13 protein-coding genes are annotated in these 13,396 nt (G+C 63.8%); 6 read left to right on the top strand and 7 right to left on the bottom strand.

The window, feature by feature from the left end; genetic code table 11:
- Nucleotides 1-137: 137 nt before the first annotated feature.
- Nucleotides 138-980 carry a DUF1223 domain-containing protein gene (locus BMI85_RS10420; protein ID WP_232621609.1) on the bottom strand — a complete coding sequence of 281 codons (843 nt, stop codon included), beginning with the start codon at nucleotides 978-980 and terminating at the stop codon, nucleotides 138-140.
- Between the two features lie 307 nt (nucleotides 981-1,287).
- On the opposite strand from BMI85_RS10420, the gene acnA reads away from it, so the two are divergent.
- The 3 genes from acnA (at nucleotide 1,288) to BMI85_RS10405 (ending at nucleotide 5,507) form a co-directional block, all read left to right on the top strand.
- Complete coding sequence (acnA, locus tag BMI85_RS10415; protein ID WP_078601252.1) at nucleotides 1,288-4,038, top strand: aconitate hydratase AcnA; 2,751 nt, start codon at nucleotides 1,288-1,290, stop codon at nucleotides 4,036-4,038.
- A gap of 105 nt (nucleotides 4,039-4,143) precedes the next feature.
- Entirely contained in the window at nucleotides 4,144-4,605 is a 462-nt protein-coding gene (locus BMI85_RS10410) for a TM2 domain-containing protein (RefSeq protein ID WP_246832540.1), read from the top strand.
- A 290-nt stretch (nucleotides 4,606-4,895) separates the two neighbouring features.
- Nucleotides 4,896-5,507, top strand: a complete 612-nt coding sequence (locus BMI85_RS10405; RefSeq protein WP_168174775.1) for a thioredoxin family protein — start codon at nucleotides 4,896-4,898, stop codon at nucleotides 5,505-5,507.
- 63 nt (nucleotides 5,508-5,570) lie between these two features.
- Here BMI85_RS10405 and BMI85_RS10400 read toward each other — a convergent pair whose 3' ends face one another.
- Nucleotides 5,571-5,777, bottom strand: a complete 207-nt coding sequence (locus BMI85_RS10400; protein ID WP_078520927.1) for a cold-shock protein — start codon at nucleotides 5,775-5,777, stop codon at nucleotides 5,571-5,573.
- Nucleotides 5,778-6,104: 327 nt separating this feature from the next.
- Between BMI85_RS10400 and BMI85_RS10395 the strand changes: the two genes are divergently transcribed.
- Nucleotides 6,105-6,923: an alpha/beta hydrolase gene (locus BMI85_RS10395; RefSeq protein WP_078601251.1), complete on the top strand. Its 819-nt coding sequence runs from the start codon at nucleotides 6,105-6,107 to the stop codon at nucleotides 6,921-6,923.
- Between the two features lie 111 nt (nucleotides 6,924-7,034).
- Complete coding sequence (locus BMI85_RS10390; RefSeq protein WP_078549985.1) at nucleotides 7,035-7,619, top strand: hypothetical protein; 585 nt, start codon at nucleotides 7,035-7,037, stop codon at nucleotides 7,617-7,619.
- 9 nt (nucleotides 7,620-7,628) lie between these two features.
- Here BMI85_RS10390 and BMI85_RS10385 read toward each other — a convergent pair whose 3' ends face one another.
- From BMI85_RS10385 to BMI85_RS10370, 4 genes are all read right to left on the bottom strand, one after another.
- A complete protein-coding gene (locus tag BMI85_RS10385; RefSeq protein ID WP_078601250.1) occupies nucleotides 7,629-8,420 on the bottom strand; it encodes a hypothetical protein in 792 nt (263 codons plus the stop codon).
- 69 nt (nucleotides 8,421-8,489) lie between these two features.
- A complete protein-coding gene (locus BMI85_RS10380; protein ID WP_078520931.1) occupies nucleotides 8,490-9,242 on the bottom strand; it encodes a protein tyrosine phosphatase family protein in 753 nt (250 codons plus the stop codon).
- Between the two features lie 41 nt (nucleotides 9,243-9,283).
- Nucleotides 9,284-9,934 (bottom strand): DUF6691 family protein, encoded by a 651-nt coding sequence (locus BMI85_RS10375; RefSeq protein ID WP_078540567.1) that lies wholly within the window; start codon nucleotides 9,932-9,934, stop codon nucleotides 9,284-9,286.
- A complete protein-coding gene (locus BMI85_RS10370) occupies nucleotides 9,931-10,446 on the bottom strand; it encodes a YeeE/YedE thiosulfate transporter family protein (protein WP_078540566.1) in 516 nt (171 codons plus the stop codon). Before BMI85_RS10370 ends, BMI85_RS10375 begins: the two co-directional genes overlap by 4 nt.
- A 154-nt stretch (nucleotides 10,447-10,600) precedes the next feature.
- Here BMI85_RS10370 and BMI85_RS10365 point away from each other — a divergent pair, with 154 nt between their 5' ends.
- Nucleotides 10,601-11,491: a serine hydrolase domain-containing protein gene (locus tag BMI85_RS10365; RefSeq protein ID WP_246832539.1), complete on the top strand. Its 891-nt coding sequence runs from the start codon at nucleotides 10,601-10,603 to the stop codon at nucleotides 11,489-11,491.
- 276 nt (nucleotides 11,492-11,767) lie between these two features.
- On the opposite strand, the gene BMI85_RS10360 is transcribed toward BMI85_RS10365, so the two are convergent.
- Entirely contained in the window at nucleotides 11,768-13,378 is a 1,611-nt protein-coding gene (locus BMI85_RS10360) for an FMN-binding glutamate synthase family protein (protein WP_078601248.1), read from the bottom strand.
- Nucleotides 13,379-13,396 lie beyond the last annotated feature (18 nt).

Here is a 13,396-nt window from a genome sequence, read left to right as displayed (position 1 = left end):
GGCTCCGCCGGTTCATAGCAAACGCGGAAGATGCGGCCTTATACGGGATGCGCGTCTGGATGCAAGGAAAAATCAGGGTACCGAAGGGACGGTTGCGCCCTGCCCTGACGGGCTCGGCGCAGCTCGATCCGCCCCGGTCAGTCCAGCTGACCTGCGGCGAGGATCGGACCGGGCAGCGGGCCGTTCTTGCTCGGACGGGATTCCTGAACGATCACCACGGCGGGCGCGTCCCCGTCGAGATCGACCGAGAGCGTCACCGGCGCGCGCCCGTCCCATTCGGCGATGCCGGTCAGGCTGGTGACGATGTTCTTGTAGGTCACCGTGCGCCCGGCATTCTCGCCGCGCAGGATGTCCACCGTGGCGGAGGGCTTGTAGCGCACGAGCTGCACCATCGCCGGCGTCTCCAGCTTATCGACCGGGCTCAGCGCGATCTCGTAATGATCGCCCTTCCCCGTGATCTTCAGATCGACCTCGGGATGGGCGTCGCTTTCGCGTGCGATGGCGGTATCGAGCGCCGCTTCCTGCGGCCCGATCAGGGCCTCGCGGCCCGCGATGATCATCTGCGGGGTGTAGACCGTGCGCTCGCCCGCGGCGATCGCATAGGATTTCTGCCGGGCGGAAAACTCAGGCTTTCCAAAGGGATCCTTCCAGCCGAGATAGTCCCAGTAATCGACATGCAGCGCCAGCGCGATCACATCGTCCCGATCCGTGAGCTCCTTCAAGAGCGCATCCGCCGGCGGGCAGGACGAACAGCCTTGCGAGGTATAAAGCTCGACCACGACCGGGTCGTGCTCGCCTTCGGTGTCGGGATCGGGCGCCACGGGGTTCGGCTTCGCGGGGGTGTCGGATTTCTCGGAGGCCATCTGGTCGAGAAGCGCCTCGGAGGCGTTGAGACGCATCCCGGGCGGCGCGTCGGCTGCCCCTTGGGCAGACGCAAATTCCGCAAAGCTTACCAGCCCTGCGGCGAAAGCAGCTCCCATCGCGGTCAAACGTCCTGCGCGCACTCGAAAAACACTCCTCACTTCGCCGTCTTTATACCTAGCGTTTCTGCTCAGACCATGCCTAATCAATGTTTTGAGAGATTTCTTTCTGTCCGGGCGCGCGAAACGATATATGTCCAACGTATACGGCCCATGCGCGGTTCAAGATGACGCTGGGTCGCTCCAGTCGCGTGTTTTTGTGTGCAATGGTATACTAAAAATGCCCCGACCCTCTTGAACGGATCGCACGCTTGGGGCAAACACACGCCAGCGACACCCTTAGGACCCTTGAAGGGAGGCCATTCTCATGCCCATCGTTACCGGTAAGGATACCGCAAAGACCCGCCGCGAACTCAGCGTCGGTTCGAAAACCTATGCTTATTACTCGATCCCCGCCGCCACCGAGGCTGGCCTGGGTGATTTCTCGAAGCTGCCCGCTTCGCTGAAGGTGGTTCTGGAGAACCTCCTGCGGTTCGAGGATAACGGCTTCACGATCTCGACCGACGACATCAAAGCCTTCGGCGAATGGGCCGAGCAAGGCGGCAAGAACCCGCGCGAGATCGCCTACCGCCCCGCCCGCGTGCTGATGCAGGACTTCACCGGCGTTCCGGCCGTGGTCGACCTCGCGGCAATGCGTGACGGCATCAAGGGTCTTGGCGGCGACGCACAGAAGATCAACCCGCTCGTGCCCGTCGACCTCGTGATCGACCACTCGGTGATGATCGACGAATTCGGCAACCCGCGCGCGTTCCAGATGAACGTCGACCGCGAATACGAGCGCAACATCGAGCGCTACAAGTTCCTCAAGTGGGGCCAGACCGCGTTCGAGAACTTCCGCGTGGTTCCGCCGGGCACCGGCATCTGCCACCAGGTGAACCTCGAATATCTCGCCCAGACCGTCTGGACCGACAAGGATCAGGACGGCACCGAAGTCGCCTATCCCGACACGCTCGTCGGCACCGACAGCCACACCACCATGGTCAACGGCGCGGCCGTTCTCGGCTGGGGCGTGGGCGGTATCGAAGCTGAAGCCGGCATGCTCGGCCAGCCGATCTCGATGCTGATCCCGGAAGTCGTGGGCTTCAAGCTGACCGGCGCCATGGTAGAAGGCACCACCGGCACCGACCTCGTGCTGAAAGTCGTCGAAATGCTCCGCGCCCACGGCGTGGTCGGCAAGTTCGTCGAATTCTACGGCGACGGCCTCGACAATCTGCCGCTGGCTCAGCGTGCGACCATCGCCAACATGGCGCCCGAATACGGCGCGACCTGTGGCTTCTTCCCGGTCGACGATGAAACCCTGCGCTATCTCGAGCAGACGGGCCGCGAGAAGGACCGCATCGCGCTGGTCGAAGCCTATGCCAAGGAAAACGGCATGTGGCGCGACGCGGATTACGCGCCGGTCTACTCCTCGACGCTCGAGCTGGACATGAACACGATCGTTCCGGCGATCTCGGGTCCGAAGCGTCCGCAGGACTATGTCGCGCTGACCAACGCCGCTGACGCGTTCGAAGGCGTGGTTGCCGATTACCGTGGCATCGACATCTCGTCGGAAGCCAAGAACATGGCCGCCGAAGGCCCGATCGCGACCAAATCGGTCACCATCGGCAAGACCGCCAAGGTCGAAGGTGAAGATTACGAGCTGCGCGACGGCTCGGTGGTGATCGCCTCGATCACGTCCTGCACCAACACCTCGAACCCCTACGTGCTGATCGGCGCGGGTCTCGTGGCGCGCAAAGCGCGTGAACTGGGCCTGAACCGCAAGCCCTGGGTGAAGACCTCGCTCGCACCTGGCTCGCAGGTCGTGTCGGAATATCTGGAAGCCGCTGGCCTTCAGGATGATCTCGACGCGGTCGGCTTCAACCTCGTGGGTTACGGCTGCACCACCTGTATCGGTAACTCGGGTCCGCTCCAGCCGGAAATCTCGAAGGCGATCAACGACAACGACCTGATCGCGACCTCGGTGCTCTCGGGCAACCGGAACTTCGAAGGCCGGATCTCGCCCGACGTGCGCGCCAACTACCTCGCCTCCCCGCCCCTCGTGGTGGCCTACGCGCTGGCCGGCGACATGAACATCGACCTGTCGAGCGACCCGATCGCGCAGACGCCGGACGGCAAGGACGTCTACCTGAAAGACATCTGGCCCTCGGACAAAGAGATCGCCGATCTCGTCGAGAAGGTCGTCACCCGCGAGAAGTTCATCGAGAAATACGCCGATGTCTTCAAAGGCGACGAGAAGTGGCAGGGCGTGGAAGTCGAAGGCGGCGAAACCTATGACTGGCCGCCGCAGTCGACCTACATCCAGAACCCGCCCTACTTCAAAGGCATGTCGCCGGAAGCCGGCACGATCTCGAACATCTCGGGCGCGGGTATCCTCGCCGTGCTGGGCGATTTCGTGACCACCGACCACATCTCGCCGGCGGGTTCGTTCAAGCCCGACACCCCGGCCGGGAAATACCTGGTCGAGCGTCAGGTCGCGCCGAAGGACTTCAACAGCTACGGTTCGCGCCGTGGTAACCACGAAGTCATGATGCGCGGCACCTTCGCCAACATCCGCATCAAGAACGAGATGCTGGACGGCGTCGAGGGCGGCTACACCAAGGGCCCCGATGGCGAGCAGACCTCGATCTTCGACGCGGCGATGGCCTATGAGAAAGCCGGCAAGCCGCTGGTGATCTTCGGTGGCGAGCAATACGGCGCAGGCTCCTCGCGCGACTGGGCGGCGAAGGGCACCAACCTGCTCGGCGTCAAGGCCGTGATCGCGGAGAGCTTCGAGCGTATCCACCGCTCGAACCTCGTCGGCTTCGGCGTGATCCCCTTCGAGTTCACCGAAGGCCAGACCCGCAAGGATCTGAACCTGACCGGTGAGGAAGAGGTCTCGATCGAAGGTCTCGAAGGCGAAATCAAGCCGCAGTCGATCGTGCCCTGCACCATCACCTACAAGGACGGCACCACCAAGGAGATCAAGCTCAAGAGCCGGATCGATACCGCGGTGGAGATCGAATACCTCAAGAACGGCGGCGTGCTGCACTACGTGCTGCGCAACCTCGCCAAAGCCTGAGGCTGACGGTCACGAGATTGGAAAAGGCCCCGCGAGCGCGGGGCCTTTTTCGTTTGGTGAACAAGTTTTGGCGAACCGTCCGTTCGGCAAGCATTGCAAGGCGCAATGAACCCGCACGACTACTTTTCCCAGACCAAAATAAACATAAGTTCTTTTTCTCGCCTTGCTTTCACCCTGAAGTCTTCACGAAACCTTGAGATTCAACCTCGAGAGGCAATTTTTGAGGACATCATGGCTCTGACAACTGAACAACAAATTCTTATTGAACAACGCATTGCGAATGACGCGAAATCCCCGGTCGTTGCGTATCTTCTCTGGTTTTTCCTAGGAATGCTCGGCGCGCATCGTTTCTACCTTGGCAAGACCGGAACTGGGGTCGCTCAGCTTATTCTGTGCATTCTCGGCTGGCTAACGCTCGTCGTCTATGTCGGCATATTTCTCCTGCTCGCGCTAGGCGTGTGGGTTCTTGTCGATGCGTTCCTAATCCCCTCGATCATCACGCAGTCGCGCGAAAAGATGCGCATGCAGCTCGGCGGCACGATGGCTCCGGCCATTCCGACTGTCTGAACGCATTCGAAGAAATCCAAGGCCCCGCCGAGTGCGGGGTCTTTTTTTTGCGGGTCAGGCGATTGCGAGCCGCCCGGGCGGCCAGCCCGGGCCGCGCCCGACCTCCCCCCGGGAGGGCGCATTGGCGACGTCATCGCGGGCACAACCTACATTCGGACTTGCGAGATAAAGGGCCCGGTCACATGCGGAGCGAAGCGCCCACCCGAGGTCGGGCGCGGCCCTCAGCGCGCAATTCCCGCCAAACCCACCGCCTGTGCTATACTTCCCCTCTCACAAGGGAGGACGACGCGATGAACAGACGCGAGATGTTGGCCCTGACGGTCGGGACGATGACGGTGGGAGGTGCGTTGGGAGGCGCGCGGCCCGTGCAGGCCGAGGCAGTGATGGGCGATGGTGGGCTCTATCAGCAGCCCTTCTTCCACGAGGGTTTTCTCGATCTGGGGGAGGATCTTCAGGAGGCTGCCGATCAGGGCAAGGGGCTTCTGGTGCTCTTCGAACAGCGCGGCTGCCCTTATTGCCGCGAGATGCATCTGGTGAATTTCGCCAAGCCCGAGATCACCGGGCTGATCGAGAAGAGCTACATGGTCGTGCAGCTCGATCTCTGGGGCGCGCGCGAAGTCACCGATTTCGACGGTGAGGCTCTGGAGGAACGCGCGCTGGCGCAGAAATGGGCGGTGAATTTCACGCCGACGCAGGTGCTGATCCCGGCCGCGAATGCAGGCGCGCAATCCGTGCGCGAGGCGGAAGCCTTCAGAATGCCGGGCTATTTCAAGCCCTTCCACCATCTGGCGGGGCTCGAATACGTGGCCAGCGGCGCTTACGCGGATCAACCGTTCCAGCGCTTCTTGCAGGACAAGTTTTCGGAACTCAGCGCGAAGGGCATCGACCCGGACGTGTGGTAAGGCCCAAGTGAAAACGGCCCGCGCGATTGCACGGGCCGTCTCAAACCGTCACACGGGCTCAGCTTACGCGAGCGCGATGTTACCTGCCGACTGGCGGCCGTCACGGCCGGTTTCCAGATCGTAGGTCACTTTCTGACCGTCATCGAGACGCTGGATGCCAGCGCGCTCAACGGCGGAGATGTGAAGGAAGATGTCTTTGCCGCCATCGTTCGGTGCGATGAAGCCATAACCCTTGGTGCTATTGAACCATTTCACGGTGCCTTCGGCCATCGTGAGTCTCCTATTAAATTATGCTGCCTGCGAAATGCGTCAGCTCGGCGTAGTCAGTTCTTGAAAGCAAACTGAAGCCGTAAGGAGACAGTGCATCTGGGAATCAAACGTAGCGAGAGAATACATAAGGCGAACGGGCGCTAATTGCAATGATCAAAGCATGTGAGGGGGTTGCACGGCACCGCGATCGACGGAATTCGGCGCCCTCCCGCCGAGGCGTGAAAACATGCAAAAAATATATGAGATTTCGGACCTTTGCCTGCGTCGCCTGCGTTACTTCAGTGAACAGGTGAGATCTTCAAACGCTGAAGACGCAGGAGGACCCCCATGACAGCAGCCCCGCTCGGCCCCGGCCAACTCAACGCAATCGACCATGGCGGCTCGGGTCGGCCCGTGGTCCTGATCCACGGCTGGCCGCTCTCGGGCAAGGCGTGGGAAAAACAAGTCCCGGCGCTGATCGCTGCCGGTCACCGCGTCATAACCTATGACCGTCGCGGCTTCGGTCTGGCGGAAAAACCCACCGAAGGCTTCGATTACGACACGCTTGCCGCCGATCTCGATGCGATCCTCACCGCGATGGATTTGCGCGACGTGACCTTGGTGGGTTTCTCGATGGGCGGTGGCGAGGTCGCGCGCTACATCCGCAACCATGGCGAGGACCGGCTGCGCGCCGCCGTCTTCGCCTCCGCCGTGACGCCCTGCCTGATGCAGAGCGAAAACAATCCCGACGGCCCGCTGACCAAGGAAGCCGCAGGCGAGATGGAACAGGGCCTGCGCGACGGGCGCGACGCGTTCTTCCCGCAATTCGTCGAGAATTTCTACAGCGTCGACGGCGATCTCAAAGCCTCTGCCGAGGAATGCGAACAGGCGGTGACGCTGTGCAACCAGTCCGACCAGAGCGCCGCACTTGGCTGCATGGAGGCTTTCGGCACGACCGATTTCCGCGAGGATCTGGAGGCGGTGCGCGTCCCGGTTCTGGTGATCCACGGCGACAGCGACGCGATCGTGCCGCTCGAAGGCTCCGGTGCGCGAACCTACCACGCGATCCCCGACAGCCAGTTCTTCACGATCAAGGGCGCGCCGCATGGCTGCAACGTGACCCATTCGGAAGAGTTCAACATCGCGCTGCTCGAGTTCCTGAGGTAACGCTCCGCCGCTTTCGGCATTCTGTTTGCCCGGCCTGCGATCCCTTGCAGGCCGGGTTTCTCTTGCCTACAATGTTCATGCTTTGTTTCACCCTGACCACCTGCCGCACCGATGACCACGCCCCACCCGTTCCCCCTGCGCGAAGGCCGCACCCACGAGGTTTGCGGCATCGGCACCACGAGCTTCGCCTGCGCGGTCTGCGCCAGCACCACGGGGCCGATCCTCTGGGTGAACGAACGCCATCGCCGCGAGGGGCTCAATCCGCGCGGGCTGGTGAGCTTCTTCGATCCGGCGCGGCTTCTGCTGGCGCGCGGCAAGGACCAGACCGACACGCTCGCCGTGATGGAAGAGGCGTTGCGCGACGGCTCGGTGCCACTGGTGATCGGGGAATTGCCGCGCGAGATCGGGCTGACGGCGGGGCGGCGGCTGCAACTGGCCGCCAAGGAGGGCCGCGCCACGGGGCTGTGCTTGATCCTGCCCGATGGCGGCTCGAACGCGGCGGAGACGCGCTGGCACGCGATGCCCGTCTACGACAAGCTGCTGCGCGAGGGGGTGGACTCGCCCCGGCTGCGCTGGCGGCAGCTGAAGAACAAATCCGGCCCCTGCCGCGCCTGGGAGGTGGAATGGAACGCGAAGACGCGCGCGCCCGAGATCCTCTCGGTCAATGACTGCGCGCCCTCGAGCGTGCCGGTGTAGCCCCGCGCCTCAGAGGTCGAGCTTGTCCTCGATCGCGCCGATCTGGGCGACCGGATCGACGGGCCACTGGCTGATATTCTGCAAGCCGCGATCCTCCAGCACCTCGCTGCCCGGATGATCCGCCAGCCACGCCTCGATCTGCGCATCCCGCGCGCGCAGGAGCGCCGCGAATTGCGGACGGTAGAGCGTCACCATTCCGCTCAGCCACAGGTTCACCGCCCAGTTCGGATGCGCCAGTTCGATCGCGAAATGATCGAGCAGCCGGATCATGTCCTCGGCGCGGTAGAGGCATTCATCCGTTACCCAGCGATTGGTCGTGAAGATGCGGATCGCCCGGCCCTTCGCATCCACGCTGATCGCGCCGATATGGACGAAGCGCGCAGCTGCATCCTCGGGGATCTTCGCACCGGGCAGGTCCCACGGCTCCAGCCCCGGAATGATCCCTTCGGGGCGCATGAACAAGTGGAAATGCCCGTTCTCGCCCTCGGCCATCTCGCGCGCATCGTGGGCGTGGTAGAAATAATGGCAATGCGTCTCGGTATCGAAGACGTCGCCCTGCGGATAGCGCGACCAGACGAGGAAATCCCCCTGCCCGCGCAGCACTTCCGACACCACGCTCATCCCCGACTTCGCCAGCACCGTCTCGCATTCGAGCACGGTCTCGGCCGCGTCGTGCATCTCTTCCAGGCGCGCGCGGGGCAGCCCCTCTATCCCGGGATTGGCGATGCGCAGCGTGGGCGCGGGCGTCGCCGGGTTGGCGCTATCGGGTGACATCTCGGAGGGCGTTTCGGGTCGGGTCATCGGTCTCTCCTCATGCGAACGGGGCCAGCCTAGGCGCTGACCCCGTCCTTGTCATCGCGACATCTGCGCTCAGAGCGGCTCCATGCCGAGCATTTCACGCACAGCCGGTTCGCGCGAGGTCTTCAGACCGACCTGACGGCCTTCCTCGATGGCGATCTCGTTCGGCACGCCCTTCGACGCGCGATAGAGCGCCCACATCGCGCCCACCCGGTTCGAGCTCTCGCAATGCAGCAGGATCGGGTAGTTCGCCGGGTCTTCGACGATCTTCGCGAATTCGGCGACCTGTTCCTCGGTCGGCGCCTTGGTCGGCACGGAGATCTGGATGTAGTTCATCCCGGCCTTCTGCACCAAGTCGCCCTCGTTCGGCGCACCCTCGTCGGGCTTAAGCAGGCTGACGACGGTCTTGAAGCCGAGCATCTTGAGCATCGGAATGCCCGTCGGGTCGATGAAGCCACCGGTGCCGACATAGGGCGTCGCGCGCAGGTAGTTGTCGACGATCGGGGGCATCTTGTCGCCATAGGGCGCCTGGGTTGCCTTGACGGTGGTGTCATAGGGCCCGCTGGCCATCGGTGCCGCGTCGCTGCCCGCATCCGCGGCCTTGGCCGCCGAGGGCGCACAGGGGTTTGCCGCTGCCGGTGCGCAAGGGTTGGCGGCCGCCGGTGCGCAGGGGTTGGCCGGCGCACAGGGGTTCGTCACAGCCGGAGCGCAGGGGTTGGTCGCCTGCGCGCTGGAGGTGGCGGGAACGGCGGCGCTCATCGCGACCGCAGTCACCGGCACCATCGCGGCGCGCAGCAGGCTCTTGCGTTTCTTATGCAGTTTCATGGACTTTTTCCTCCCTAGAATTTCGTCCGTATTACAAACCGTTACCCGCGCGCATCTGCCGATGCGGACGTGAGGGCGAACTCGTCGGCCTCGTCATCCGGGGCGCAGACTTCTTCGGCGGTGAACGGACCGCCGCGCGACCGCTCGAGGATCGTGCCGAGGCGGAAGCCCACGGCGGCGATGATGATCAGCGCCAGCAGGATCACCCATTCCGGCAGCCCGAAGAGCTGCGGCAGGGTCTGTGCCGTCGGCCCCTGACCCGCGAGGTAGAAATCCTTGATCGGGTCGAAGACCCAGGCGAAGACCGAGGTGCCGAGCACCATGCCGATCGCGAAGACCACCGCGTCGATCCGGCCCGAGGCCACACCGACCACGGAGGTGCCCGGGCAATAGCCGCCCACGGCAAAGCCCGCGCCGATGAAGACGCCGCCCAGCAGGATCGCCCAGAAGAAGAGCGTCGGGATGAAGACCGCAGCCGGGCCCATCCAGCCCATCGTCCGCAGCACGTAAAGCCCCACGGCGCAGACGATCACGGCGGTGAACATCACCTTGAAGACCGAGAAGTCGCGCAGGGTGAACTGCCCCGTCAGCTTGCGCGGAGAGCCGAAGCCCGCCGCCTCCAGCGCGTAGCCGAAGAGAATGCCCGACAGGAGGCCCGAGGCTATGCCGCTATCGTAAAGAGGGATGCTCATTGCCAGATCCTCCGCATCATCATGGAGACGGCGAAGCCCGCCGCGAAGAAGCCGATCAGGAAGACGAAGCCCGCCACGGCGAGCGTAGCACTACCCGACAGGCCCAGACCCGAGGTGCAGCCGCGCGCCAGACGCGCGCCGAAGCCCACGAGCGCGCCGCCAAGCAGCGCGTAGACGAGGCGATTGCCGCTCGTGGTGCGCGGGCCGCGCTCCACCTTGACCGAGATTCGGCCCGCGCCTTTCGCGCCGAGCCACGCACCGATCAGGACGCCGACCACTTCCCAGGTGATCCAGCTCAGAAGCGGGCTACCTGCCGCCATGAAAGGCCCGAAATAGGAATTGTCAGCGGTCGCCTGCGGGGCGACCCAGTCATTGGCCTGTGCCGCGAAGCGGGTCACGAAGCCGGATGCGCCGAGCCCATGCCCGGTCACGACGAAGGTCAACAGCAACGCCAGGCCGAGCGCGGTGCCGGCGGCGAGCGGTGACCAAAATGCTTTGGGTGCGTCTCTCATGAAAGCCTCCCTTCCTCCCATGATCATATTCATAGGTGATGATACAAAACGCCAAAGCCGTTTCAACTTTTTTCAGCGCCGCAATGCGGCAAATGACATACCATTGGAAAACGCCCTGCCCGCTCCATCTGAAAAATCATATAAAGACAAAGCTTTGACCCAAACCGCCACCGCCTTCACCGCGACGATCGACCGCGACGGCCGCTGCCAAACGGACCAGTCAGGGGCGCGGCTCTTTCCGTATTGGAGCTTCACCAAGCCCGTGATCGCGGCGCTGGCGCTGATGCTCGAGTCTGAGAAGCGGCTCGATCTGGACGCGCCGCTCGATCTGCCGGAGCTGCGCGCGGGGGGTACGCTGGCGCAGCTTCTGGAGCACAGCGCAGGCCTGCCCGATTACGGCACCCTGCCCGCCTATCACGCGGATGTCGCGGCGGGACGCACGCCATGGCCGCGCGATCTGCTGGTGACGCGGACGCTCGCGCAGCCCGCGCCATTTCCGCCCGGCGAAGGTTGGCGCTATTCCAACCTCGGCTACATGCTCGCCCGCGAGGTGATCGAAGGCGCCGCAGGCCGGAGCCTCGCGGAACTGGTGCAGGAGCGGATCACAGAGCCGCTGGGGCTGGAGAACGTCCAACTCGCCCAAACGCCCGCTGATTTCGCAGCGCTTCACTGGCCCGAGGCGCGCGACTACGACCCCGGCTGGGTCTATCACCGCACACTGATCGGTACGGCGGGCGATGCCGCGCGGCTATTGCACGGGCTGGGCGGGCTTCTCCCGGTACGCGCATTCGCCCGCATGACCGCCTGTCGCGAGTTGGGAGGCGCACTGCCCGACCGCCCTTGGACGCGGCATGGGTACGGGCTGGGGCTGATGTGCGGCGACTGGGGCAACACCCGCGTCTTCGGCCATTCCGGCGCGGGGCCGTTCAGCTCCAACGCCGTCTATCATTGCCCCGAGACCGGCCGCACCGCCGCCGCCTTCACGCATGGCCCCTTCGAAGGACCGGCGGAACAAGTCGTGGCCAAGCTCGTAGCGGGACGGTGAGGGCTGCGCCCGAGCCTGGGTGGTCGCATGCGCTCCCTAGATGGATTTCGTTTATCAATCCTCCTCTCCCGAACCTGCGTTCGCGCGGCACCGGTGCAGATGCGCCCTCCCGGGGGAGCGTCGGGCGCGGCCCGGGCTGGCCGCCCGGGCGAAGGCACGGTTTCAGACGCGTTCTGACACCTCGGGCGCCCCCCTCACCGCAAGCAAGAGACGCCGCCAAAAAGAAAGGCGGCAACCACCGTCGCCGCCTCTCCCGAGATACTGTGAAATCCGACCTCACACGCCGCTGTCGAAGGGCTCGAACGCCTCGGCGCGGGCCCGTTTCCAGCGCTTGAGATAGCCGAAGCGGTCGTCATCCTCGCGCAGGAGGAACCCTTCGGGCATGTAGTGATAGATCTCGTCACCCACTTTGAAATCGCGCTCGCGGTCGCGCACCAGCAGGTGATGCGGCAGGAACTGCCCCGGATGGGTGAGACCCGCGGCCCCCGTCATCTCGGCCAGCGCCTTCATCGTGTTGCGGTGGAAATTGGCCACGCGCTGCGACTTTTCAGGCACCACCAGCGCGCGCTGACGGATCGGGTCCTGCGTGGTCACCCCGGTCGGGCATTTGTTCGTGTGGCACGACTGCGCCTGAATGCAGCCGATCGAGAACATGAAGCCGCGCGCCGAGTTCGCCCAATCCGCCCCGATCGCCAGAACCTTGGCGATATGGAAGGCGGTGACGACCTTGCCCGAGGCCCCGATCTTCACCTGATCGCGCAAGCCCGCCCCGCGCAGCGTGTTGTGCACGAAGCTGAGACCTTCCACGAGCGGGAAGCCCATGTGGTTCGCGAATTCCAGAGGTGCGGCCCCGGTGCCGCCCTCCTTGCCGTCGACCACGATGAAATCGGGGGTGATGCCGGTTTCCAGCATCGCCTTGACGATGCACATGAATTCGCGGCGGTGACCGACGCAGAGCTTGAAGCCCACCGGCTTGCCGCCCGACAACTCGCGCAGCTGGCCGATGAATTCCATCATCTCCAGCGGGGTCGAGAAGGCCGAGTGCGAGGCGGGCGAGATGCAGTCGCGATCCATCGGGATGTCGCGCGCCTCGGCGATCTCGGGGGTGATCTTGGCCGCAGGCAGCATCCCGCCATGGCCCGGCTTCGCGCCCTGGCTCAGCTTCAGCTCGATCATCTTGACCTGAGGATCCTGCGCGCGCTTGGCGAATTTCTCGGGGTTGAAGCTGCCATCGTGATTGCGGCAGCCGAAATAGCCCGAGCCGACCTCGTAGATCAGATCGCCGCCCTCACGGTGATAGCGCGAAATCCCGCCCTCGCCCGTGTCATGCGCGAACCCGCCCATCTTCGCGCCCTTGTTGAGCGCCATGATCGCATTCGCCGACAGCGCCCCGAAAGACATGGCCGAGATATTGTAGATCGACGCCTTGTAGGGCTGCTTGCACGCCTCGCCGCCGATCTCGACGCGGAAATCGCTATCCTCGATATGGCGCGGCTTCACCGAATGGGTGATCCACTGATAGCCCGATTCCGAAACGCGGATACGGGTGCCGAAGGGTTTGGCATCCTCGATATCCTTGGCGCGCTGATAGACGATCGTGCGCGTCGCGCGGGAGAACGGAATGTCTTCGTCGTCCCCCTCGATCAGGTATTGGCGGATCTCGGGGCGGATCTCTTCGAAGAAGAACCGCAGATGGCCGAGGATCGGATAGTTCCGGGTGATCGCGTGCTTGGTCTGGATCAGATCGTGGATCCCGACAAGCGTCAGGAAACCGAAGAGGATCGCGATGACCAGAAACCAATCGGTAAGGATCAAACCGGAAACTGCGGCGAGCGTCAGCAGAGCTGACAAGACGAGTGGTGAAAACCGTACAAAACGCGTGAACATGCCCCCTCCCGCGGGGTA

The organism is Thioclava sp. DLFJ4-1 (genome assembly GCF_002020145.1).
GTDB lineage: Bacteria > Pseudomonadota > Alphaproteobacteria > Rhodobacterales > Rhodobacteraceae > Thioclava > Thioclava sediminum.
The sequence above is the reverse complement of the archived record's forward strand: the minus strand, read 5'-3'. Positions and strand labels throughout refer to the sequence as shown.

Bases quoted from the DNA above. Each gene is read 5' to 3' on its own strand.
- BMI85_RS10420 (WP_232621609.1), bottom strand. From the start codon at position 980: ATGGGAGCTGCTTTCGCCGCAGGGCTGGTAAGCTTTGCGGAATTTGCG.
- acnA (WP_078601252.1), top strand. From the start codon at position 1,288: ATGCCCATCGTTACCGGTAAGGATACCGCAAAGACCCGCCGCGAACTC.
- BMI85_RS10410 (WP_246832540.1), top strand. From the start codon at position 4,144: ATGAACCCGCACGACTACTTTTCCCAGACCAAAATAAACATAAGTTCT.
- BMI85_RS10405 (WP_168174775.1), top strand. From the start codon at position 4,896: ATGAACAGACGCGAGATGTTGGCCCTGACGGTCGGGACGATGACGGTG.
- BMI85_RS10400 (WP_078520927.1), bottom strand. From the start codon at position 5,777: ATGGCCGAAGGCACCGTGAAATGGTTCAATAGCACCAAGGGTTATGGC.
- BMI85_RS10395 (WP_078601251.1), top strand. From the start codon at position 6,105: ATGACAGCAGCCCCGCTCGGCCCCGGCCAACTCAACGCAATCGACCAT.
- BMI85_RS10390 (WP_078549985.1), top strand. From the start codon at position 7,035: ATGACCACGCCCCACCCGTTCCCCCTGCGCGAAGGCCGCACCCACGAG.
- BMI85_RS10385 (WP_078601250.1), bottom strand. From the start codon at position 8,420: ATGACCCGACCCGAAACGCCCTCCGAGATGTCACCCGATAGCGCCAAC.
- BMI85_RS10380 (WP_078520931.1), bottom strand. From the start codon at position 9,242: ATGAAACTGCATAAGAAACGCAAGAGCCTGCTGCGCGCCGCGATGGTG.
- BMI85_RS10375 (WP_078540567.1), bottom strand. From the start codon at position 9,934: ATGAGCATCCCTCTTTACGATAGCGGCATAGCCTCGGGCCTCCTGTCG.
- BMI85_RS10370 (WP_078540566.1), bottom strand. From the start codon at position 10,446: ATGAGAGACGCACCCAAAGCATTTTGGTCACCGCTCGCCGCCGGCACC.
- BMI85_RS10360 (WP_078601248.1), bottom strand. From the start codon at position 13,378: ATGTTCACGCGTTTTGTACGGTTTTCACCACTCGTCTTGTCAGCTCTG.